The sequence below is a fragment of the Aquimarina aggregata genome (assembly GCF_001632745.1).
GTDB classification, from domain to species: Bacteria; Bacteroidota; Bacteroidia; order Flavobacteriales; family Flavobacteriaceae; genus Aquimarina; species Aquimarina aggregata.
The window spans coordinates 901706-924603 of record NZ_LQRT01000002.1; the positions used below are offsets into that span (position 1 = coordinate 901706).

The following is a 22898-nucleotide window of genomic DNA, read 5'->3' on the forward strand; positions in this document are numbered from 1 at the left end:
TGGGGGTATATTTTTAATAAAACCATAAAATTATAAGTTAGAGGTTTTTAATTTTGTTCGTAATGACACTAATGCTAAATGCATTCTTTTTTCTACAGCTTTTACTGATATATCTAGCATTTCAGCAATTTCTCTATACGTTTTCTTTTCTATACGATTTAAAAGAAATACTTCTCGCTGTCCTTCTCTTAATTCACTAATGGCATTGTTTAACTTCTCCATAAACTCATTTTCTTCCATTTGAAATTCTGGAGATTCATTAGTGTATGTTTTTTGCTCAATAGATTGATACTTTAAAACTGTTTTTTGATGAAGTACAGCATTAATAGATGCATTTTTTGCTATTTTATACAAGAAACTTTTTGCCGCTCCAAATATAATATTTGAGCAATTCACCCATAGTTTAGCAAAACTATCCTGAACTATATCTTGTGCTTTTTCCATATCACCATATTTATAATAAAGGTAATAGCATATTTTTTCTGCATGCTCTCTATATAATTGTTCATATACCTTTTCTTCACAAACGCTGATCTCTTTTTCTGGCATTTTAAATATTTAAGTTGTGCATATTTACGTAAAAATCTAATTTCTTTTGATTAATTTACAACTATTACCAAGAATATCCTATTAAGAATTTTAATCTTGGGTTAACTATTTCATCTCTATATTTAACTTTAGAAATAGAAATTCTACTATCTATTCCTCCTGCTACTTCTATAATAAAGCCTTTTAAGCTTTGTATAAATACCCATTGATACCCAGTCATAACTAACCCTCCTGTTCCAAAAACTTCAATAGTTTTATCTATTTTCAATATGATATCTTTATATTTTAAGTAATCATAAAATTTCAAAACTCCTACACCTGCAAACCAGCCTTGAGGTGCTTTCTTCGCTTTTAAAAGGTAAAATCTAATTTCAGATTCTAACAATACATTATATTCTGACATAAAACCTCTTTCATTAGTTACCAAATTAGATTTGGTATACGCTTGTGACAAGGTAAAATTCAATGTTCTTTTTGGATGTATTACTCTTTCATAACTAAGACTTATTTCGCCTACCAATGCATTAATGGGCGAAAACTTAATGTTATTTTTTGATATAAATTCACGGTTTTCCAATTCTACAACACTTCTATTTTGTGCTTTGATCGATAAAACCATTAACATTGTAATTATACTTAGCGTAATTTTTTTCATACACTCCTATTTATTATATCACAATAAACTTTACACCCCTAAAACAAACCAATGAATAAATACCCTACCAAATTTTTAAAAAAAGCTCAAATATTTTTAAATAAGGGTATTAATTTAATCCTAGAGATCATATTTAGTCAAGAGCAAAAACTCTAAAATTTTTAAAAAAATCCAATAAATAACTAATTAACAGCTATTTAAATATTCCTTACAACTCTTTTTAAGTATTATTTTTTAATGCGTAGCAATTTTGGCACGTTGCTTGATATTATACAAGTGAGTATCAAATCACAAATTGATATCCTCACTTAAAATCAAGAATTATGAAAAATTTTGTTTTACTTTTTACAGGTTTATTATTAGCAACGTTTACTGCTAATGCATCAACAACTAACGAGTCTTATACTCGGTATAACTACGGAAAATCATTTATTTTCTCTGAAGGGGGAGTTGATTTCTCTATTTATGCAGATGGCCAATTTGATTTCTATCTTAATGGACGAAGAGGAGGAATTAGTGTTGGCGTAAATACACCTGGAGTAAATATTAGTTTTAATTCTGGTTATGACTATGATGCTTATGTACAATATGATGATTATGGAGCTGTTGTGCAAGTTGAAGAAACTCCTATTTTTTATGATCATTATGGAAGGATCATACAGGCAGGTGATGTATTTATAAACTATAACAATTATGGTCGTATTTCTAGAGTTGGAGGTTTATATGTTCACTACAACCGTTATGGTAATTTTTTAAACTGTACTGGGTTTATTAATCGTTACAATAGACATTACGTTTATAGACCTTTTCACGCTTACTTTACAGTACCTGTAGTTAGCAGATGTATCGTATATGATAGACCATACAGAAGATATTATTCTCCTTACAGATGTTCATATAGTGTGTATAGATCTAATTATTATAATGGATACTATAACAGACCGTACAGAAGTCGTGATTATTACAGACCGTACAACAGAGTAACTAGTTACCATAGAGGGTATAGAGGTAATTCTGCTAGAAATCTTAGTTATAGAAACAGAGATCATAGAGCGGCAATGTATCAAAGAAATGATCGTAACTATAGTAAGACATATAGAAGTAGATCAAATTCTTATGCATCAGGAAATGCGACTAGAAGTAGAGGAAACAATGCTTATGGAACAAGAAACTCAAGTAGATCAAATTCTTATGGATCAAGAAACACTACAAGAAGTAGAGGTAACAATGGTACTTATGGTACGAGAAATACTACCAGAAGTAGGGCTAATAATGATAACTCAAGAAATTATACAAGAACCCGTTCTGTAACCTCTAATAATACTAGAACCAGAACAAGTTCTCCTGCAAGATCAAGAGTACAGTCTAAGCCAAGAAGTACATCATCTTCTGGATATAATAAACCAAATACAACTAGAACAAGAAGTACAACAGCTAGAAGGTCACAGAGTCCAAGCAGAAGTCAGACACAAAAAGCTAGAACTTCAAATAGAAATTACGCTGGTAATGTAACAAAACGTTCTAATAACAGTCAATATAGAAGTAGAGGAACAAGTTCTTCTAGATCAAATGCAAATAAACAAAGAAGTAATACTTCAAATAGATCAGCAAGATCTTCAAGTACAAGTAGATCTCGTACATCAAGAAGTAGAAGCTAGAAAATATATAACAACATTTAATTTTTTGGTTGGTTAGTTGGAAAATCCCCTAGAGTTGTATGCTTAAGCACCTCGGGGGATTTTCTTTATGGTTATAATCTATCTTTTAAATATGTTATTGATCAATTTATTTAAATCTGTTGACATTTTAGTAACATAGACTACGAAACCATAGGTAATCCCTATTAGAATACTTTTTAAAATTATATTTATTATAGGATGAAAATGAAATTCCCAAAAATAAAATGCAAATACAAAAGCTATAATTATAAAAGCTGTGAAAAAAGTATGATTTGAAAACGGATGCATTTTGAACTTACTTTTTACTATCAATAATTTTGCAACATTATAACAAAATACTGCAATAAAAGTGGCAATAGCAGCACCGGTTATACCAAATTGTCGAATACATACTATATTTAACACAAATGATAGTAACGCCATCCCTACCCCAATATACAATACAAGTCTATAATGATCAGAATTATATAATATAGAATTATTATTACCCAAAAAATTATCAAATAACTTAGAACTTCCTATCAATATAATTACCCAAATAAGTAATTCATAATTATCAGGAATGACATTGAATAAAGCGGTGACATTACAAATAATAAGAATAAATAGTAAGCCACTAATAATTAAAAGATTTAGAGAGCTTTTTTTATACAATTCTCTTAGTTGATCATAAGTTCGTTCATTAATTAATTTTGCCGTTAACGGATATGTTATTTGGTGCATCGCACGAGAAGGAATAATTATAACACTGGCTATATATGCACAAATACCATATTTAGCCACATTCTCTATCGCAAGAAACTGCTTTATCATAACTTTATCTAGATCTATAAGCATCGAAGCAACAGAACCAGCTATAAGTATAAGAAAAGAATACTTTAGCACCGATATATAATTGTTCGGTAAAGCAAGTTTAAAAGTGACAGAATGCAAACTCAAAGCATAGAACATCATGATTAACATTCTTAAGACATATACAGTAATTAAAGCATAAATAAATTGCTCTACACTTATCACTTGATAATAGACAAAGAACAAAAGAATAAAAGTTAAAACTCTAACAAATAATTCTTTCATTAAGTTTCCAAAGACACTTTTAAGTTTCACTTTACACCATGCAAAAAACACCTCAAAATATGACATAGCGATAGCTAAAACAAAAATTGTCCATATATATGGTTTTGCAATAGCATCTTCATCACTTACAAAATTAAGAATAGTGTTATAAAACAGTATTCCTAAAAGTCCCAGAAAAATGGCTATAAAAAAAGGAAGCAACAACATTTGACTCAAAAACCTGTCTTGTTGATCCTTATTTATATATGACGAAAAAAACTTTATCAGTGTGTTATGCACTCCAAAAGCCATTAATGGCCATATAAGGTTAGAAGCAGAAATCAGGTAGGTAATCATACCATAATACTTCTCATCCATAAAATTGGTAAACAAAAACAACGTATTTACTGCACCCACACCAAAGCCCAGACAAGTAATTATTACATTTTTTATAGATTGATTAACTACAACTCCCATTCATTAAGTAAATTATAAATGTAAAAAGTTTTAACTTGATACATTACTATTTAGATTCTTTAAGTAAATCCGCCATTACTTTTGTAAGTTCTTTGCGACTATACTTATCAATATTACGAACATTTGAGGTTAATTTACCTTGTTGAAACATTTTAAAATACGCTAAGATTTGTTTTTTAAGCTCTTCGTATTCATGATATTCAAAAAAATACCCTGAATTTGTTTCTGATATAAGCTTTTGGATATCAGCATTTTTTGGACCAAGCGCAACTATTGGTCTCTTTGAAACCATATATTCAAACAATTTACCCGGAATTATACATTGTGTCTCGGCACTATTAATCTCTATAAGTAATAACACTTGAGAACTTCTTTGTATTAAAATAGCATCTTTATGTGAAACATATCCTTTTAGAGTTACAAAATCTGATAATCCTGCTTCTTTTATAGTTAACAGCACTTCATCACTTACAGCACCAACAAGTTGTAGTTTAAACAATTCGGCAAAGGAACTATTTTCTTGTGTTAGTTCATATAACGCTTTCCATAGATTTTTAGGGTTACGTCCAGATAGTAATGAACCGATATGAGATATTGTAAAGTCTGAATCCAAAATTACTTCTGAGGTAGTTTCAATATCAAATCCATTAGTAATTACATCAATCGGTTTGCTTGTGATCTCACGAAACTCTTTTGCTGTAGTATAACTAGTGACTACTATCTTGTCTGCTTGTTTTAAAACCTCTTTCTCTAGAAATTTATGTCGCTTAATTGATCTATTTGTTAATTTAAGCTTATCATGATATCCAATAGTCGTCCAAGGGTCTCTAAAATCTGCAACCCATTTAACTTTAATTTGTTTTTGCAGCGCAAGACCTATTAAGTGTACACTATGAGGGGGGCCTGTTGTTATAACTGTAGTAATATCGTGTTCTAAAATGATATTTTTCAGATAGCTTACGGAAGGTTTTACCCAGAATTTTCGGGCATCAGGAATAAAAAAGTTTCCACGAATATATAGTAATATTCTTTGGATAAATGACTGTTTCTTCTTAGCTGTTATAATACCCTTACTAATCATTTTAGCTTCTTTTTTTGAAAAAAATTCTGCAAAACGGTAAGGCTCAAATATTTTGTGTTTAACTATTGTAATATCTTTAGGAATATCGGTCAACAAAGAATCATCATTCAAAGGATATGTTGGATTCTCAGGTACATATACAATTGGTTCTATATCAAATTCTCTAAAGTACTTAACAAATTTAAGCCAGCGTTGAACTCCTGGGCCTCCTGCCGGTGGCCAATAATATGTAATAATTAAAACCTTCAAACTATCATCTTACTTATCAACTTGTGATAAAGATAATAAACTACCTGTCTTTTTGTACTGAAAAAACAAGGCTCCTATAATAAGTATGAGAAGAATAATAGAACTTGTAAGAGTAATGGCGCTTCCTGTTTGTACTACTTTAGGTTCAAACTTAAACTCTATGTTATGTTTCCCTGCAGGTACTTTTAATCCTCTAAGCATATAATTTACAGGATATATAGTTTGTATTTCCCCATCTATATAAGCATTCCACCCATCCTTATAATAAGTTTCAGAAAAAACAAGAAAACCAGGATTAGCAGCATACACATTATATGCTAAATGGTCTGGTAAAGTTTTAGAGATAGCAGCCGTGGATACACTATCTTTTACCAGTTTATAACCTTCTAGATCTTTTTGGAAATCTTTTCGAATAACAGCAGTTTTTTTGGTATCAATAGTATTAAGTGACTCAAATTCTTCTTTATATCCATTTACAAATTGTAATTTTTCTACGAACCAAGCTGCTCCATTTGCCGAAGGGTTTTGCTGCACTTCTAACTTTCGATCTTTGTTTTGTTGAATCACATACTTTACATTAAGCATATTGATTACTTCCAAATTACCTTTTGCAATATGGCCAAAGTATAAATCTTCCATTTTTCTTGGTCTTACTGCAGTATATCCATTTATAGAATTAAAGAAATAATTCGTATGTGAATTATTAAAACCTCGAGCTTGATCTAAAACCCTATAATATGATTTATCTTTTAATATTTCTTTATCAACAGCTGTCGCTTGAAAATAATTTTTATATTCTCTTTTTGAGATAAAACCTTCATCATTAACACTTCGTTTATCTACCGCAACTAAGTCTATTAAAATTAGTAACCCAATTCCTATCAATGCTATATTTTCAGAAACCTTTTTCTTTAATGTAAACCATAGCACTCCTCCAATTAAAATAATAAATAGTAGAGACCTTAAACTATCACTTTTCATAATAGTTATTCGATCTTCTTTTATCGCATCAAAAATGGCAGGTTGCTCTATTGCTAATTGCAATTCTGAAGGAGATTTAAAAGAAAATAAACTTCCTCCAAAAAGCCAAAAAATCAAACACAATCCTCCAAAAGTACCAATGGCAATTAAAAACTTCTTCTTTCGTTCTTCAAATGAAATTTTATCATTAAAAAAACTATGAATACCAAGAACTGCAGCAATAGGAATCAATAATTCTAAAATAACCTGAATACTTGAAACTGCTCTAAATTTATTATAAAGAGGGACATAATCTATAAAAAAGCGTGTTAGAAACTCTAAGTTTTTACCCCAACTTAATGTTAGAGATAAAATCATTCCTGCCAAAAGCCACCACCTAAGTCTTCCTTTAATCAATAGCAATCCTAATAATGCTAAAAATACTACTGTAATCCCTAAGTAAGGAGGTGCTTCTACAAAAGGTTGTGCTCCCCAATATAAAAAAGTATTACTCGCATAATACTCAGTTTGTTTTACTGAATGACCCAATGCCAGTATTTCTTGGTAAAATTTAGAATCGGTACCTAAATCCGATGCGCGACCAAGTCCCATTAATTTAGGAACAAAAAGATTAAGTGATTCTAATTTTCCATAGCTATATTGAGTTATATACTCATAATCTAAGCCATTTTTCTCAGACGAAGTTGCGCCTTCATCAGCTAATAAGTTCTTACCACGTATACTAGTGTCTACATATTCTGAAGTTGACAATAATGTAGTTGCGTTAGTAGCTAACCCAAAAGCCACGGCAACAACTAATATACCAACAGATTTAAAGAAATGCGGAATTTCTTTTTTCTTGAAAGCATCAATAAAATAGACTATTCCCATCACTAATGTTAATAATCCAAGATAATATGTCATTTGATAATGATTGGCTTGTATCTCTAGCCCCATGGCTATAGCGGTTAACAAAAAGCCTACTATATATCGTTTTTGAAATACTAATAAAATACCTGAAAGCACCAATGGGAAATATGCTATAGCATGTGCCTTAGAATTATGCCCTACTCCTATGATAATAATTAAATAGGCTGAAAACCCAAAAGCTAATGCTCCTAAAATTGCTATTTTCCAAGGAACACGCATAACAAGCATTAAAATATAAAAACAAGTTAGGTATAAAAATAAATAATCTGCAGGTCTTGGTAGAAAACGGATCAAGCGGTCTAATTTATCCATATAATCATGTGGAAATCGAGCTCCTATTTGATATGTTGGCATACCACCAAATGCAGAATTATTCCAGTATGTCTCTTCTCCCGTAGATGCCCTATGATCTTTTTGTTGTTTTGCCATACCTTCATACAGCTTAATATCATTTTGGTACAACATCTTACCACTAAGCACAGGAGTGAAATAGGCCAACGAGGCAATAATAAAACCTAAAATAACAAGAATGTGTGGTACTATTCTTTTGATGTGAGACATGATTTGTGCAAGTTTACGTATTGAAGCGCCAAATTAATCAATTTCTTCAAAATCGATATATTCTCCTACATCTTTATTAGAAGAATTTTGTTTTGGTTTCTTATCAATTGTAACTTCGCCATCTGTAGATTGACGTGGTGGTGTTTGCTGGTTAAATTGCTGTTGAAATTTCTCTCCAGCTTTCTTTGTTACATATCTAAGCAATACAGGACCAAATAAACGCGTTAGTACTTTTAGTCCATAATATATAAGAACAAGAATGAAAATTACCTTTAACACCCCTGTCACAGAAGCTTCTTGCATATTAATTTTTTTCAAAAATAAGGAACTCTATATACAATTACCCCCATTCAATCCTAAAAAAATGATAAAATCTGCTATATTTGAACCAAATATATCGAATATGAGCCCTAAATCTATTCTGCTGTTAGTCTCCTTTTTTTTATTGGGAGTATTGGCTAACGCACAATATACCGAAAAAATTAATTCAAATAGACCTGGTACTTCACAAGGGGCTTTTTCGGTTGGTAATAATGTTTTACAATTAGAAGGTGGCTTTGGCTTTGGGAAAGAAAAGCACAAAATTTTAGACACCAAAACTAATGTTTTTAACTTCGACTACTCTGTACGCTATGGCCTTCTTATAGAGCAACTTGAAATCAGGTTAAATGGTCGATATAGAGCCGATGGGGTAACGCAAACTATTGGAGCTAATCAACAAAAAATAAATAGAAGTAATTTTGAGATTAATACAATTGGTGCTAAATATCTCATTTACGACCCTTATAAAAGACCTAAAGAAAATGATTCTCTTAATTACGAGAAACTAAAAAGTTGGAAAGAACACTATAAATTTAGATGGAAAACTTTAATTCCTGCTGTATCTGCGTATGCGGGAGTAAATTTTATAGCATCTGATAATCCCTTTACTTTCCCAGGTGACGCCTCAATAAGTCCTAAATTTGTAATTGCTGCACAAAATAACTGGACTACAAATTATGGTGGAGATTGGGCTTTTGTCACCAATCTTATTGTAGATAAAGTCACAACCGACAACCCTGCTTTTGGCCTTATATTAACCGCTACGCATACTATAAATGAGACTTGGGCCGGTTTTATAGAATATGAAGTTCAAAAGAGTGATTTTTATAGTGATAATATCATGAGACTTGGTGGTGCCTATTTATTTGACCAAGATTTACAATTCGATGCTAATATTGCATTTAATTTTAAAGATACTCCTTCTATTTTCACCTGTAGCTTTGGAGCATCTTATCGATTTGATTGGCACAAGAAAGATGAAATTATTGAACAACCAGGCCTTGAAGGTGGTGTAAAAGATAAGGAAGAGGATGAAGAAGAACTAGAAGGTGAAGAAGGTCTTGAAGGAGAGCTTGAAGAAGGAGAAGAAGAAAATGATAGTATTAAACCTAGAAAAACATCATTTATCAATGATTTCGAAGATGATAGTTTTAGAGATGAAATGGAACAAGATCTTGATCAAAGACGAACAGACGAACGATTAGAACGTGAGCGTATCGAGCAAGAAAAAGTTGACAAAAAACAAGGTAAAAAATTCAAAAAAGAAGAAGCGAGACGTCTGAAACGTGAAGCTAAAGAAGCTAGAGCTGCTGAAAAAGCGGCACTAAAAGCCGAAAAAGAAAAGGCTAAAATGATTGAAGATATAGATGCCGAACTTGACAAAATGGAAGAAGACAAAGGTGTTGACCAAGAACTTGAAGATTTAGACAAACAACTCAAGGAGCTTGAAAAAATGGAAAATGACCTAAATGCCGAAGAACAAAAAGAGAAAGAAGTTGAGAAAAAAGAAGTAGAAAAAGCTGAGGAAGTCGATGTAGATGCCGAGTATGATAAGTATCAAAAAGAACAGGAAAAGAAAAAGAAAGACGAAGAAAAACGAAGAAAGAAAGAGGATAAAAAACGTTTAAAAGAAGAGAAGAAACGAAAGAAAGAAGAAAGTAAACGTAAAGCTCAAGGCAAAAAAGACAAAAAGAAAGAGCAAGAAAGTGACGATAGTGAAATAGAGAAAGAATTAGAAAAATTCGACATATAATTATTTTGATAAGGTGTAAATTAGAAATTTCAGAAATATTTATATCAAAAACTCGATCATAGTTAACAAAATGATCTGTGTCCATTCTTAATATTTAATAAAAGGGTTATATATTTGCTATGAATTAGAGATGATATATGATTACGATTAAAGAAATTACATCTAAAGGAGATTTAACCACGTTTGTTAAGTTTCCTTTTGAATTATATAAAAATTCCCCATATTATGTTCCATCCATCATTAAAGAAGAGGTGGATGTAATGAATCCTAAAAAAAACCCTGTCTTTAGAAATGCAGAAGCAAGGTATTTTTTAGCCTATAAAGACAATAATATTGTTGGTCGTATTGCTGCTATTATCAATTGGATAGAGGTAAAAGAACAAAAGAAATCTAAAATACGTTTTGGATGGTTTGATGTAATTGACGATATCGAAGTCACCAAAGCACTCTTAAGTAAAGTTTCTGAATACGGAGCCCAGCATAATTTAGAATATATGGAAGGGCCTGTTGGGTTTTCCAACATGGATAAAGCTGGGATTCTAATTAAAGGATTTGATGAGCTTAATACAATGATCACTTGGTATAATTTTCCTTACTATGCCGAACATATGGAGCAACTTAATTTTGAACCTGCCGCTACTTGGGTAGAGTATAAAATTAAGATTCCTAAACAGACTAAAGAAAAAGTTATTAAATTTTCAAGAGTAATTAAGGAACGTTATCAACTTAAACTTCTAAAATTTAAGAAAAGTAAAGAGATTCTTAAGTATGCCGACGATATGTTTGATTTACTTAATAAAACATATAGTAGTTTACAAACTTTTGTTCCGATACAACAGTATCAAATAGACATGTATAAGAAGAAATACCTACCCTATTTGAATCCTGAATATATTACCTGTATCGTTGACAAAAACGATAAGCTTATTGCTTTTTCTATTGTAATGCCTTCATTTTCTAAGGCTCTGAAAAAAATGAACGGAAAAGTATATCCACTTAGATTTTTACACATCTTAAAAGCACAACGCAGAAATGATACTGCTGCTTTTTATCTTATCGGGATTGATCCTGAGTACCAAAACAAAGGTGTTACCGCTCTTATTTTCAAGGAAATGAACGAAGCTTTTCTTCGAAATGGAATTGAAATGGTAGAAACAAATCCAGAATTAGAAGAAAACAAGGCTATTCAGGCACTTTGGAGCGATTATGAACACGAACAACATAAGATAAGAAGAACTTTTAGAAAAAGCTTATAATCTTTAAATTCGAACTACTCTCAACAATTATTTTTACTTCAAAAACAAACTAGCTTAAATTCTATTGGAATAGTTGAACGCTATTTTTTTGTTATAAGTTTATCAGTATACACATATTATATAACTTATATTTAACAAAGTGCATTTAGATATGTTAGTATATTTAAAAAGTAATTATTGAGATTTAAATACCAAGAGTCTCGTAAAAGCAATAAATCTTAAAACCCATTCCAATGTTAAAAGAAATTTTAAAATTACAAGGAGTTCAAAAACTAGCAAAACGGCAACAAAAGAATATCCATGGAGGTGATGCAACATTTCCAGATAATGGATCACAAGGTCCTGTTTGCTTCGTTGGACCATTTAAATTAGATTGTTCAACAAATGCAGATGGACGATGTACATGTATCAATGGAAAATGTGTAAAAGGTCCTAGCACACATTGCAGATAGAAAATGACCCAATAAAAAAAACCGCTAAAATGTTTTTTAGCGGTTTTTTTTATATATGATTTCACCTAATATCTTTATTCCCCCATCGCAGCAGCAACAGATGCAGACATACGTTTGTACGTTCCGTTTTCTAATCGTTCACGAATCGCAGAAAAAGCAACAAGTGTTTCTTCAATATCTTCCATAGTATGTGAGGCCGTAGGGATTAGTCTTAATAAGATTAATCCTTTAGGAATAACAGGATATACTACTATAGAACAAAAAATTCTATGATTCTCTCTCAAATCTTTAACCAACGCCATTGCTTCAGGAATACTTCCTTTTAAATAAACAGGTGTAACACAACTTTGTGTAGTTCCTAAATCAAAACCACGGTCTCTTAATCCATTCTGCAATGCATTAACATTTTCCCATAGTTTTGCTTTTAACTCAGGCATAGTTCTTAACATATCTAAACGTTTAAGAGCACCTACCACAAGTTGCATTTGCAATGATTTTGCAAACATTTGCGAACGCAAATTATATTTTAAATAATCTATAATTTCTTGATCTGCTGCTATAAAAGCTCCTGTACTTGCCATAGATTTTGCAAAAGTTGCAAAATATACATCTATGTCATCTTGAACCCCTTGCTCCTCTCCTGTTCCTGCTCCTGTAGCTCCTAATGTTCCAAAACCATGAGCATCATCTACAAATAATCTAAAATTATATTTTTCTTTTAAAGCAACTATTTCTTTTAACCTACCTTGCTCTCCACGCATACCGAAAACACCTTCAGAAATTAACAAAATTCCTCCTCCAGTTTTTTCGGCCATTTTAGTGGCTCTCATCAAGTTTTTATCTATACTCTCAATATCATTATGTCGATAGGTATATCGTTGCCCTTGATGTAATCTAACTCCATCAATAATACATGCATGAGCATCTACATCATATACAATAATATCGTCTTTGCTAACCAAGGCATCTATTGTTGACACCATACCTTGGTACCCAAAATTTAATAAGTAAGAAGCTTCTTTATTTACAAATTCGGCAAGTTCATCCTGTAATTGTTCATGAAGATCGGTATGACCACTCATCATTCTTGCTCCCATAGGATATGCAGAACCGTAAGCAGCTGCAGCTTCTGCATCTACTTTGCGTACTTCTTCTTTATTAGCTAATCCCAAATAGTCATTGATACTCCAGGTAATAACTTCTCTCCCTTGAAACCTCATTCTATTTGATATTGGACCTTCTAACTTAGGAAAAACAAAATATCCTTCAGCTCTATCTGCCCACTTTCCTAATGGCCCTTTGTCTTTGTAAATTTTATCAAATAAATCTCTCATTTATCAAAAAATTGTTTCTTATAAGTTTGCGAAAATACGGAAAATTGATTTGATGGCATAATTATATTGAAATTCACTTTTACAAAGTTTAATTTTAACAAATCACAATTTTGCAAAAGTATTCTACAGTAATTATTTTATTGATTTCCTGTAATTTAGTAAATATAATTGACTCCAACAATTGGGGAAATAGCACATTACGATGATCAAACAACTATAAAAAAAGCATCCCAAAGAATTGGGATGCTTATAAATCTTATATTTTAAAGAAGTTTTACTTAATAAACTCTACTTTTTGTGCATCAATTTCATTCTTGCTATCAAAAAATCCTTGTTCGGACATCCACTCATCACTAAATACTTTACTCATATATTTAGAACCATGATCGGGTAAAATGACAATGACATTACTGTTTTCATCAAATTCTCCTTGCTCTGCGAATTGTTTGATGCCTTGTAAAGCCGCTCCACTAGTATATCCTAAAAACAGACCTTCTTTTTTTGCAAGTTCTCTTGTTGTATGTGCACTATCCTCATCACTAACCTTTTCAAATTTGTCAATAACATCAAAATCTGTAGCTGTAGGAATTAAATTTTTGCCTAGTCCTTCTATCCTATAAGGGTAGATCTCATTTTCATCAAATTCTCGTGTCTCATGATATTTTTTAATTACCGATCCGTATGCATCTACTCCTAAAACACGAATTTCACTATTTTTTTCTTTCAAAAATCTTGCTGTACCAGAAATAGTTCCTCCAGTTCCACAACAAGCTACGAAATGTGTTAGTTTTCCATTGGTTTGTTCCCAAATTTCCGGGCCTGTAGAATTATAATGCGCATCAATATTTAATTCATTAAAATATTGATTTATGTATACTGAACCTTTAATTTCTTCATGTAATCGTTTAGCCACTTGATAGTAAGATCTTGAATCATCTGCCGATACATGTGCAGGGCACACATAAACTTTAGCGCCCATATTCTTGAGCATTGCTATTTTATCCTTTGATGATTTAGAACTTACTGCAAGAATACAATCATAACCTTTAATAACACTTACCATAGCTAAACTAAAACCAGTATTACCACTAGTAGTTTCTATTATTGTATCACCGGGTTTAAGAATGCCTTTTCTTTCAGCTTCTTCAATAATATAAAGTGCAATTCTATCTTTGGTAGAGTGCCCCGGGTTAAAAGATTCTACTTTGGCATAGTAATTACCCGGTAAGCCTTTTATAATTCTGTTTAGCTTTACTAATGGTGTATCACCGATAAGCTCCAGAACATTATTATAAGCCCTTATTTCTTCTCTCATATAGTTGTATTAAACAAGTTTGTAGAATTTAATAAGTATCCACAAAATGTTACAAAAACGGTACGAAGTTACATTATTTTTTTTAATTACTTCTTTATACCTTCTAAATCTAATAAAAACACGTATTCTTCGGCAACTTCTTTTAAAGCTTCGAATCTACCTGATGCTCCACCATGACCAGCTTCCATATTGGTATGTAATAATAATATGTTATCATCAGTTTTTAACTCTCTTAACTTTGCTACCCATTTTGCTGGCTCCCAATACTGTACTTGAGAATCATGTAAGCCTGTAGTTACAAGCATATTTGGATAGTCCTGAGCCACAACATTATCGTATGGAGAATATGATTTCATATACTCATAGTATTCTTTTTCATTTGGATTACCCCATTCATCATATTCTCCCGTTGTTAAAGGAATACTATCATCCAACATTGTTGTAACTACATCTACAAATGGAACAGCGGCTACAACACCATTATACAATTCCGGAGCAATATTTACAATTGCTCCCATTAATAGACCTCCTGCAGATCCCCCCATTGCATAAAGATGATCTTTAGACGTATATCCTTCTGCAATTAAGTATTTTGAGCAATCAATAAAATCTGTAAATGTATTTTTCTTATTAAAGAGTTTTCCTTCTTCATACCAGGCTCTCCCCAGATACTCTCCTCCTCTAATATGTGCAATTGCATAAATAAAACCTCTATCTAATAGACTTAACCTAGCTGTAGAAAAATAAGGATCTATTGTCGAACCATATGAACCATAAGCATATTGCAATACGGGATTACTACCGTCTTTTACAATACCTTTTTTGTATACCAAAGACATGGGTACTTTTGTACCATCCTTGGCTGTTGCCCATACTCGATCTGATGTGTAATTATTTTTATCAAATTTTCCACCTAAAACCTCTTGTTCTTTTTTGACATCCTTCGCCTTTGTCTCCATATCAAAATCTATAACAGAGTTAGGCGTTGTTAATGAATTATAAGAATACCGAAGTGTTTTTGTGTCAAAATCAGGATTGGTACTTACATATGCTGTATATGTTTCATTATCAAAAGGTAAATAGTAATCGGCCTTTTTATCCCAACGTTTCACATTAATGAGGTTTAAGCCGTTACTACGTTCACTAATCACGTAATATTCTTTAAAAATCTCGATATCTTCAAGTAGAACATCTTCTCTATGTGGTATCACATCTTTCCAATTTTCTTTTAATGTGTTCTCCTCAGAGACTTTCATTAATTTGAAGTTTTTAGCTTTGTCGGCATTTGTTAACACATAAAAATGATCATCATAGTGTGCTATGCCATATTCTAATCCTCTTTGTCTTGGTTGAAAAATTTTAAATTCTCCCATAGGATCGTCTGCTCTCAAAATTCTATATTCTGATGTAAGAGTACTTCCCGAACCGATAACAAGATATTTTTTAGACTTGGTTTTATATACAAACGTATAAAAAGTATCATCTTTTTCATTATAGATCTCTACATCTTCTGATACATTAGTACCTAAAACATGTCTATAAATCCTATCAGACCTTAGTGTTTCATCATCTTTCTTAGTATAAAACAAGGTTTTACTATCAGCAGCCCAAGTACTACCTCCTGAAGTAGTTTCAAGTGTTTCAGGATAAATTTCTCCCGTTTCCAGGTTTTTAATTCGTATTGTATATTTACGTCTACTTACTGTGTCTACACCAAATGCAACAAGTTTATTATCCGGACTTACACTTAAACCAACCATTCTAAAATAGTTATGCCCCTTTGCCTCTTCGTTACAATCAAATATGATCTCCTCAGAAGCTTCTAACGTTTCTTTTTTTCTTGAGTAAATCGGGTAATCCTTACCCTTTTCGTATTTTGTTATATACCAATACCCATTAAGTTTATAAGGAACAGAAGAATCATCTTCTTTAATTCTACCTTTCATTTCTTCAAAAATATCCTTTTGAAAATCTTTGGTATGCCCCGTTATTATATCATTATACTCATTTTCTTGCTCTAAGTAATCAATTACTTCTGGATCTTCTCTATCATTTAACCAAAAATAATTATCAACCCTTACATCATCGTGTTTTTCTAGATTTGTTGGTTTCTTATCTGCTATTGGGTGTTTCGTTTTTGTTTCCAAGGTTTTACTGGTATTATTTTTACAAGAAGTTGCAAAAGTAATTGAAAGTAAGAATATAATGTGCGAAGTTTTCATCAATTTCTGTTAATTCATTAATTAGTCATGATATTTATTCGAAATATAACTCAAAATATGGTCATTTGATAGACATATATATTATTAGTTTATTAAAATCCAAAATACTAATTTTGTTGATGTAAATTTTAAAAAACCAAAGATATGTTTGGAGATATGATGGGAATGATGGGTAAACTCAAAGAGACCCAACAAAAAGTTGAAGAAACAAAAAAACGTCTAGATACTGTATTAGTTGACGAGAGTAGTTCTGATAATTTGTTAAAAATTACACTAACCGCAAACAGAGAAGTAAAAAGTATAACTATTGCAGATGAGTTATTTAACGACAAAGAACAATTAGAAGACTACTTAATTATTACACTTAATAAAGCTATTGCTAAAGCTACTAAAGTAAATGAAACTGAACTAGCAGCTGTTGCAAAAGAAGGAATGCCAAATATTCCTGGGTTAAGTAATTTTATGGAATAGTTTTTGGTATTTTACAAGTATTCTAAATCTTAATATTCTAATATGAAGTCTATTTATTTGATTTTTTGTTTTATTAGTCTTCTAGGTTTTTCTCAGGAAAAAACAGATAGCGGATTTTGGGCTACGGATTTTGAAAAAGCCATTACCATTTCAAAAAAAGAAAAAAGACCAATTGTTTTATACTTTACAGGTAGTGATTGGTGTAAACCTTGCATGCTTCTTAAAGAAGATTTTTTTGAAAATGAAAAATTAGATGCTTATAAATCTTCTTTTGTATTCCTAAAAATCGATATACCACGAAACGCTGATTTACTTACAGAAAATCAAAAAACAGAAAACTATAAACTCCTTGACACATATAATCCAGGTAAAGTATTTCCTTTAGTTAATATACTAAATCATAAAGGTAAAGTTTTAGATAAAGCCTCTGGATATAGCTCTCTTAGAGATCCAAAATATTATTTTGAATTGTTAGAGAATAACAAATAAAAAAAAGCCTGATAGATGATATCAGGCTTTTTTTTATGATTGAAATGAATTATTGAATTAATCTAAATTCTGTTCTTCTGTTTGATGCATGTTGTCTCTCTGTACAAGTAACGCCATCTGCGCATCTATTTTTAAGTCTAGTTTCGCCATAACCATTAGCTACTAATCTACTAGCATTAATACCTTTAGTAATAAGATAACTTACAACAGATTGTGCTCTTCTATCAGAAAGTTCTTTGTTATTTGATTTTGAACCTCTTGCATCTGTATGAGACGCAATTTCCATTTTAGCACCTGGATTATTTGCTAATACGGGCATTAATCTTGTATCAATAATACTTTTAGCTTGTGCAGTTAGTGTTGCGCTTCCTAGGTTCCAATTAATAGGTAACGCAGAATACTCAACAAGAGAACATTCTACTTCTTTCCATGTAGTCAAACCACCTTTTTGTGTTAATACTTCTTTAGTAACATCTTTAAATGTTGCCGGCACAATCACTTCTTCGGTGTATGCATCTTTTACCAATACAGTTTTAGTAATAGTCCCATACTCTGCAGGAATTTCTTCTTCTATTACCCTTGCTGGCTCTACTAATACTCTTTTTGTATATGTTGCAGATTGTTCTGCAATAGATGAACTGGTTGTTGTTGCATCCGAACCTAAGACCTTTACTGGTATAGTAGTAAATTCTGCTGGATAACCTTTATAACACCAATACCTACAATCATCGGGATTACTAGATGCACAATCAGGAGCAGGAGATCCTAGTTCCCATTGAGCATAAGCGGGCTTAATTTCTACACTTTCTGAACTTGGACCCAGTTTAGCAGGAATAACTTTTAAAGTAGAAGCCCCCTGTTTTTTCATAAATGTAACTGTTTCTGTTTTGTACTTAGCAGCCACCACTGTTAGTTTTTTTGATGCTTCTTTTACGATCACTTTTTCGGTAACGGTTTCATAAGTTGCCGGAAATGTTTTTAATTTCTTATACTCGGGTGTAATTTTAACTTGTACTGTCTGATTTTCATATACATCAGGTGTTGTACAACGCACATAACATTTCCCTGGTTCTGGGTTTTGCGGCAAATCTTGTTGAGCATATACGTTTGCGCCGAGAAAAATAAGAACTCCCCCTAAGATAACTTTATTCATAATTGATGGTTTAGAATGTAAATATTTAATTATTAATAGTATACAAAACTAAGGACTGACCATGCGAACATAAATAATTCACATTCACATTATTTTAACATTTTCGACGATTTGTTCCTTTTTTCGATAAAATACCATGTCAAAATGAATAGTACACATTTCAGAATTTCTGTATCTTGAATTACTAATTTATAAATTAATACTAGTCCTCTCCTTACGGAAAACCATAGTATAACTTTAATATTTTTTATTGTGTTGTTTTAAAACTAATCCTTAACTCATCAAATAAAGCTTTATTTAGACTGCAACTCTAATTACTATTATTTTATAAAATCTTAGACTTAACAAATACATAATAATGTATCTATCATTTAAAAGATGATTTTTTTAGAGTATTGGTAACCTTTCTGATGGAATACATTTTTCTTTTTCCTTTTAATTCTATAATTTTAGCAAAAGCTAAAAATTAACTAAAACAATTAAGACTATGTTTGAACTCAAAAATAAGGAAGGGTCTAGTTATCATTTCACATTAAAAGCTAAGAATGGTCAAGTCATTTTAAGTAGTGAAGTTTATAATAGTAAAGCAGCTGCAGAAAACGGTATTGAGTCTGTAAAGAAAAATGCTTCAGAAGATGGACGATATGAGCGTAAAACAGCAAAAAATGGTAAATTCTTTTTTAACCTAAAAGCCGGTAACGGTCAAGTAATAGGAAGCAGTCAAATGTATTCTTCTGAATCTGGAATGGAAAATGGAATTAATTCTGTTAGAGAAAATGCTCCAGATGCAAAAACTAAGGAAGTATAATTTTTAAGTGTTTTTATAAAAATTAGAATAAATAAAGCTGTTTATAGTTCATAAACAGCTTTATTTAGTTTAAAAGATGCCAGAAGGTTCAAGAAATACTCATGCATTTCTTGCGTATAATCTAAATGTGTTACAAATCTTAATTTTCCTTGCCCCATACCATAAAAGTATATATTCTTTGCTTCCATTTCTGATATAAAGTTTTCTTCATTACCATCAATAGTAAATATGATAATATTTGTATCTATGGGTTCGACCTGTTTTACAAAGGATAAGTTTTGAAGAACGCTTCCTATTTCCTTTGCTCTTCTATGATCTTCTTTAAGTCGATCAAAATGATGATCTAATGCATAAATTCCGGCAGCAGCTAAATACCCTACTTGCCGCATGCCTCCTCCTAAAATTTTTCTTACGCGAATGGCATTTTCCATAATTTCTGCATTACCAATTAACACAGATCCAATTGGTGCCCCTAACCCTTTACTCAAACACACGGATATGGTATCAAAAGCTTCTCCATAGTCTACAGCACTTTCTTCTTTTGTAATCAAGGCATTCCATAATCTTGCACCGTCTAGGTGATATCCTAGATTGTGATTATTACATACTTTTTTTATTTTTTTAATTTCTTCAAAATTATAGCATGCTCCCCCTCCTTTGTTTGTTGTATTTTCTATACACACTAGGCTTGTTAGAGGGCTATGATAGAAATCAGGAGGGTTTATTGCAGCCTCAACCTGCGATGATGTGATCATACCTCTATTGCCTTCTAAAAGTTTACAAGAAACTCCACTATTAAAAGATACTCCTCCCCCTTCATAATTATACACATGCGCATACTTATCTGCTATTAATTGCTCTCCTGGTTGGGTATGTAGTTTAATTGCTGCTTGATTGGCCATACTACCTGACGGAAAAAACAACGCTTGTTCTTTTCCAAACATATTCGCAATTTTTTCCTCTAAAGCGTTTACTGTTGGATCTTCTTTATATACATCATCTCCTACGTCAGCAGTCATCATTGCTTGAAGCATTTCTGGTGTTGGTTTGGTGACTGTATCACTTCTAAGGTCTATTTTCATTTATTACTAATGTTAAAAAACATGATTTATAGTTTGTTACATGGAACTTATAAAAATAATATTACTTTTATAATTAAAAAAATAAAGCAATCCAAAATCAAAGTTTCTTAAAAAACATTAACAGTTCTTCTTTAAACAACATCGAGAAGGCCAACAAATGACTACAAATAATATTATTTGGTACAGAAATAAGTAGTGGTTCTTTTTTTACTTAGTAGAAAACTAATAACACAGTATGCACTCAAAAGTATCAAATAAAATAATACTACTTTTGAGATAAGTAATAATTCTGAACAAATTTTCATTTATTTATCAAACATGCATAGAGCACTTATACATCTTTTTATTATAAAACTCATTCTTTTACCATTCACAACAAATGCTCAAAGTTTTACCGATGTTTTGCAAAATAAAAATTATGACGAACTGGAAAAACTATTTCTAAAGTATGAGGAAATTGACAGTATAAAAGCTAGAAAAATAATATCATTGTACCTTGACAAAGCAAAATTTGAACAGGATACTTTTAAAATTGCCAGAGCATACTATCATTTTTATAACGTAGCAAAAGACCATTCCAAATTAAGTTATACTGATAGTATTATCAATTTAACCAAACACAAGCAAAATAAAGATTTTCCGGCTAGGGCATACTTTAGAAAAGCTCAGTTTTTTTTATTTGAGAAAAGAAATATAAAAAAAACTCTGGAACACCTAAACAAAGCTCAAAAACTTGCTGAAAAAAATCAAAATACGCGTTTATTATATCGTATAGACTATTATTTGGGCATTGTACGAAGTGAACATTTAGGTGAAAAACAAAAAGCTGTAGAAATATTTAAAAAATGTGCTAATTTTTATAAAAGTACGCCCGAGAATAATTACCCAATTAGATACCTATATACACTTCACGCAATTGCAGAAACCTATATTGGACTAAAACAAAATGATTCAGCAACACATTACAATACAATAGGTTACCAAAGAGCATCTAAAAGTAATGATCTTAACCAATTAGAAATGAAAACCTATTTCACTTTATGTGAAGGTATTAATCAATATGAACAAAATAGATATTTATCAGCAATTGATAGTATTACTAGGGCCTTACCTAAAATACTTGAGTTTAAAGATAAATCTAATACTATTGATAGTTATTTCTATTTAGGAAAATCCTATTATGAACTAAAGAATAATGAAAAATCTATTTATTATTTAAAAAAGACAGATTCGATACTTGAAACTCTTAAATCAATACCTCAATATAAACACATTAAGACTTATGAATATCTTAAAGAATATTTCAAAGAAACAGGAGATCTAAACAATCAAAATAAATATTTAGACAAGTTGAACTCTGTTTTGAATAATTATTTAAACGACCAAATATTTATAAGTAAAAAAATAAAAGAAGACTATGATATTCCACTTTTGTTAGAAGAAAAAGAACTACTTATAAAGAAATTGAACCAAAACAATAATGCATATATTAAAGGTATTTTCATCCTTGGCATTCTTTTGTTTCTTTGTGCAGGGTTACTGTACTATCAATACAAGAAAAAACAAAGATATCGCATACGTTTTGAAAATCTTATTTCTGAAGGTAATAAATCTTCCTCTCAAAATAAAACTATTACAGAGGCTAAAACTGTCGTTAAAAATAAAGAACTAAAAGTTCCTGAGAAGCATGTTACTTATATTTTGGAAAAACTTGTTGAATTTGAAAAAGAACAAGGTTATCTTACTGTAGGACTAAGCGCTCAATCTTTAGCTGATAATATGGAAACTAATGTTAAATATCTATCCCTAATCATCAATCATTATAAAAATAAAAGTTTTACTAGTTATTTGAATCAATTACGAATAGATTATGCTGTAAAAGAGTTACAAGAAAATACCATGTTACGCAAATTTACCATCAAAGCTATTGCAAATGAGTTTGGTTATAGCACTGCTGAAACATTTTCTAATGCTTTTTATAAACAAGTAAAAATTAAACCTTCATATTACATAAAAGAATTGAGCAAAGTTAAATAACAACGAAT

19 protein-coding genes are annotated in these 22898 nt (G+C 31.0%); 8 read left to right on the forward strand and 11 right to left on the reverse strand.

What is annotated here, in order from left to right:
• Positions 1-30 precede the first annotated feature (30 nt).
• Both AWE51_RS05745 and AWE51_RS05750 read right to left on the reverse strand, forming a co-directional pair.
• Positions 31-549 carry an RNA polymerase sigma factor gene (locus tag AWE51_RS05745; protein ID WP_066310718.1) on the reverse strand — a complete coding sequence of 173 codons (519 nt, stop codon included), beginning with the start codon at positions 547-549 and terminating at the stop codon, positions 31-33.
• A gap of 64 nt (positions 550-613) precedes the next feature.
• Positions 614-1204 (reverse strand): hypothetical protein, encoded by a 591-nt coding sequence (locus AWE51_RS05750; protein ID WP_157766024.1) that lies wholly within the window; start codon positions 1202-1204, stop codon positions 614-616.
• Between the two features lie 323 nt (positions 1205-1527).
• Here AWE51_RS05750 and AWE51_RS05755 point away from each other — a divergent pair, with 323 nt between their 5' ends.
• A complete protein-coding gene (locus AWE51_RS05755; RefSeq protein WP_066310723.1) occupies positions 1528-2862 on the forward strand; it encodes a hypothetical protein in 1335 nt (444 codons plus the stop codon).
• A 99-nt stretch (positions 2863-2961) separates the two neighbouring features.
• Here AWE51_RS05755 and AWE51_RS05760 read toward each other — a convergent pair whose 3' ends face one another.
• From AWE51_RS05760 to AWE51_RS05775, 4 genes are read right to left on the reverse strand one after another with little or no spacing between them, the layout of a single operon-like run.
• On the reverse strand, positions 2962-4416 hold the full coding sequence (locus tag AWE51_RS05760) for a polysaccharide biosynthesis C-terminal domain-containing protein (RefSeq protein WP_066310732.1): 1455 nt from the start codon (positions 4414-4416) through the stop codon (positions 2962-2964).
• Between the two features lie 46 nt (positions 4417-4462).
• The gene (locus AWE51_RS05765) at positions 4463-5746 is read right to left on the reverse strand and encodes a glycosyltransferase family 4 protein (protein ID WP_066310735.1); all 1284 of its coding nucleotides are present in this window, start codon (positions 5744-5746) and stop codon (positions 4463-4465) included.
• Between the two features lie 9 nt (positions 5747-5755).
• Positions 5756-8197 (reverse strand): YfhO family protein, encoded by a 2442-nt coding sequence (locus AWE51_RS05770; RefSeq protein WP_066310737.1) that lies wholly within the window; start codon positions 8195-8197, stop codon positions 5756-5758.
• A 33-nt stretch (positions 8198-8230) separates the two neighbouring features.
• Positions 8231-8500, reverse strand: coding sequence for a DUF4834 family protein (locus AWE51_RS05775; protein WP_066310746.1), 270 nt, complete (start codon positions 8498-8500; stop codon positions 8231-8233).
• A 100-nt stretch (positions 8501-8600) separates the two neighbouring features.
• On the opposite strand from AWE51_RS05775, the gene AWE51_RS05780 reads away from it, so the two are divergent.
• The 3 genes from AWE51_RS05780 (at position 8601) to AWE51_RS05790 (ending at position 11979) form a co-directional block, all read left to right on the forward strand.
• Positions 8601-10271 carry a transporter gene (locus AWE51_RS05780; RefSeq protein ID WP_157766025.1) on the forward strand — a complete coding sequence of 557 codons (1671 nt, stop codon included), beginning with the start codon at positions 8601-8603 and terminating at the stop codon, positions 10269-10271.
• A gap of 137 nt (positions 10272-10408) precedes the next feature.
• Positions 10409-11527 carry a GTP cyclohydrolase gene (locus AWE51_RS05785; RefSeq protein WP_066310754.1) on the forward strand — a complete coding sequence of 373 codons (1119 nt, stop codon included), beginning with the start codon at positions 10409-10411 and terminating at the stop codon, positions 11525-11527.
• A 233-nt stretch (positions 11528-11760) separates the two neighbouring features.
• Entirely contained in the window at positions 11761-11979 is a 219-nt protein-coding gene (locus AWE51_RS05790) for a hypothetical protein (protein ID WP_066310757.1), read from the forward strand.
• Positions 11980-12053: 74 nt separating this feature from the next.
• On the opposite strand, the gene AWE51_RS05795 is transcribed toward AWE51_RS05790, so the two are convergent.
• From AWE51_RS05795 to AWE51_RS05805, 3 genes are all read right to left on the reverse strand, one after another.
• Positions 12054-13313: an aminotransferase class I/II-fold pyridoxal phosphate-dependent enzyme gene (locus tag AWE51_RS05795; RefSeq protein ID WP_066310759.1), complete on the reverse strand. Its 1260-nt coding sequence runs from the start codon at positions 13311-13313 to the stop codon at positions 12054-12056.
• A gap of 274 nt (positions 13314-13587) precedes the next feature.
• Complete coding sequence (locus AWE51_RS05800; RefSeq protein ID WP_066310763.1) at positions 13588-14628, reverse strand: PLP-dependent cysteine synthase family protein; 1041 nt, start codon at positions 14626-14628, stop codon at positions 13588-13590.
• A gap of 86 nt (positions 14629-14714) precedes the next feature.
• Complete coding sequence (locus AWE51_RS05805; protein WP_066310765.1) at positions 14715-16850, reverse strand: S9 family peptidase; 2136 nt, start codon at positions 16848-16850, stop codon at positions 14715-14717.
• 144 nt (positions 16851-16994) lie between these two features.
• On the opposite strand from AWE51_RS05805, the gene AWE51_RS05810 reads away from it, so the two are divergent.
• Together AWE51_RS05810 and AWE51_RS05815 are read left to right on the forward strand one after the other, a co-directional pair.
• Entirely contained in the window at positions 16995-17321 is a 327-nt protein-coding gene (locus tag AWE51_RS05810; protein ID WP_066310767.1) for a YbaB/EbfC family nucleoid-associated protein, read from the forward strand.
• 42 nt (positions 17322-17363) lie between these two features.
• Positions 17364-17810 carry a thioredoxin family protein gene (locus AWE51_RS05815; RefSeq protein WP_066310772.1) on the forward strand — a complete coding sequence of 149 codons (447 nt, stop codon included), beginning with the start codon at positions 17364-17366 and terminating at the stop codon, positions 17808-17810.
• Between the two features lie 49 nt (positions 17811-17859).
• Here AWE51_RS05815 and AWE51_RS05820 read toward each other — a convergent pair whose 3' ends face one another.
• Positions 17860-18963 carry an OmpA family protein gene (locus AWE51_RS05820; RefSeq protein WP_066310774.1) on the reverse strand — a complete coding sequence of 368 codons (1104 nt, stop codon included), beginning with the start codon at positions 18961-18963 and terminating at the stop codon, positions 17860-17862.
• Positions 18964-19450: 487 nt separating this feature from the next.
• Here AWE51_RS05820 and AWE51_RS05825 point away from each other — a divergent pair, with 487 nt between their 5' ends.
• Positions 19451-19771: a YegP family protein gene (locus AWE51_RS05825; RefSeq protein ID WP_066310776.1), complete on the forward strand. Its 321-nt coding sequence runs from the start codon at positions 19451-19453 to the stop codon at positions 19769-19771.
• Positions 19772-19812: 41 nt separating this feature from the next.
• Here the strand turns inward: AWE51_RS05825 and AWE51_RS05830 are convergent, their stop codons facing one another.
• A complete protein-coding gene (locus AWE51_RS05830) occupies positions 19813-20853 on the reverse strand; it encodes a threonine aldolase family protein (RefSeq protein ID WP_066310777.1) in 1041 nt (346 codons plus the stop codon).
• A gap of 318 nt (positions 20854-21171) precedes the next feature.
• On the opposite strand from AWE51_RS05830, the gene AWE51_RS05835 reads away from it, so the two are divergent.
• Entirely contained in the window at positions 21172-22890 is a 1719-nt protein-coding gene (locus AWE51_RS05835) for a helix-turn-helix domain-containing protein (RefSeq protein ID WP_066310784.1), read from the forward strand.
• Positions 22891-22898 lie beyond the last annotated feature (8 nt).

Bases quoted from the DNA above. Each gene is read 5' to 3' on its own strand.
- AWE51_RS05830 (WP_066310777.1), bottom strand. From the start codon at position 20,853: ATGAAAATAGACCTTAGAAGTGATACAGTCACCAAACCAACACCAGAA.
- AWE51_RS05780 (WP_157766025.1), top strand. From the start codon at position 8,601: ATGAGCCCTAAATCTATTCTGCTGTTAGTCTCCTTTTTTTTATTGGGA.
- AWE51_RS05805 (WP_066310765.1), bottom strand. From the start codon at position 16,850: ATGAAAACTTCGCACATTATATTCTTACTTTCAATTACTTTTGCAACT.
- AWE51_RS05810 (WP_066310767.1), top strand. From the start codon at position 16,995: ATGTTTGGAGATATGATGGGAATGATGGGTAAACTCAAAGAGACCCAA.
- AWE51_RS05750 (WP_157766024.1), bottom strand. From the start codon at position 1,204: ATGAAAAAAATTACGCTAAGTATAATTACAATGTTAATGGTTTTATCG.
- AWE51_RS05800 (WP_066310763.1), bottom strand. From the start codon at position 14,628: ATGAGAGAAGAAATAAGGGCTTATAATAATGTTCTGGAGCTTATCGGT.
- AWE51_RS05745 (WP_066310718.1), bottom strand. From the start codon at position 549: ATGCCAGAAAAAGAGATCAGCGTTTGTGAAGAAAAGGTATATGAACAA.
- AWE51_RS05775 (WP_066310746.1), bottom strand. From the start codon at position 8,500: ATGCAAGAAGCTTCTGTGACAGGGGTGTTAAAGGTAATTTTCATTCTT.
- AWE51_RS05835 (WP_066310784.1), top strand. From the start codon at position 21,172: ATGCATAGAGCACTTATACATCTTTTTATTATAAAACTCATTCTTTTA.
- AWE51_RS05770 (WP_066310737.1), bottom strand. From the start codon at position 8,197: ATGTCTCACATCAAAAGAATAGTACCACACATTCTTGTTATTTTAGGT.
- AWE51_RS05790 (WP_066310757.1), top strand. From the start codon at position 11,761: ATGTTAAAAGAAATTTTAAAATTACAAGGAGTTCAAAAACTAGCAAAA.
- AWE51_RS05785 (WP_066310754.1), top strand. From the start codon at position 10,409: ATGATTACGATTAAAGAAATTACATCTAAAGGAGATTTAACCACGTTT.
- AWE51_RS05760 (WP_066310732.1), bottom strand. From the start codon at position 4,416: ATGGGAGTTGTAGTTAATCAATCTATAAAAAATGTAATAATTACTTGT.
- AWE51_RS05820 (WP_066310774.1), bottom strand. From the start codon at position 18,963: ATGAATAAAGTTATCTTAGGGGGAGTTCTTATTTTTCTCGGCGCAAAC.
- AWE51_RS05755 (WP_066310723.1), top strand. From the start codon at position 1,528: ATGAAAAATTTTGTTTTACTTTTTACAGGTTTATTATTAGCAACGTTT.
- AWE51_RS05795 (WP_066310759.1), bottom strand. From the start codon at position 13,313: ATGAGAGATTTATTTGATAAAATTTACAAAGACAAAGGGCCATTAGGA.
- AWE51_RS05825 (WP_066310776.1), top strand. From the start codon at position 19,451: ATGTTTGAACTCAAAAATAAGGAAGGGTCTAGTTATCATTTCACATTA.
- AWE51_RS05815 (WP_066310772.1), top strand. From the start codon at position 17,364: ATGAAGTCTATTTATTTGATTTTTTGTTTTATTAGTCTTCTAGGTTTT.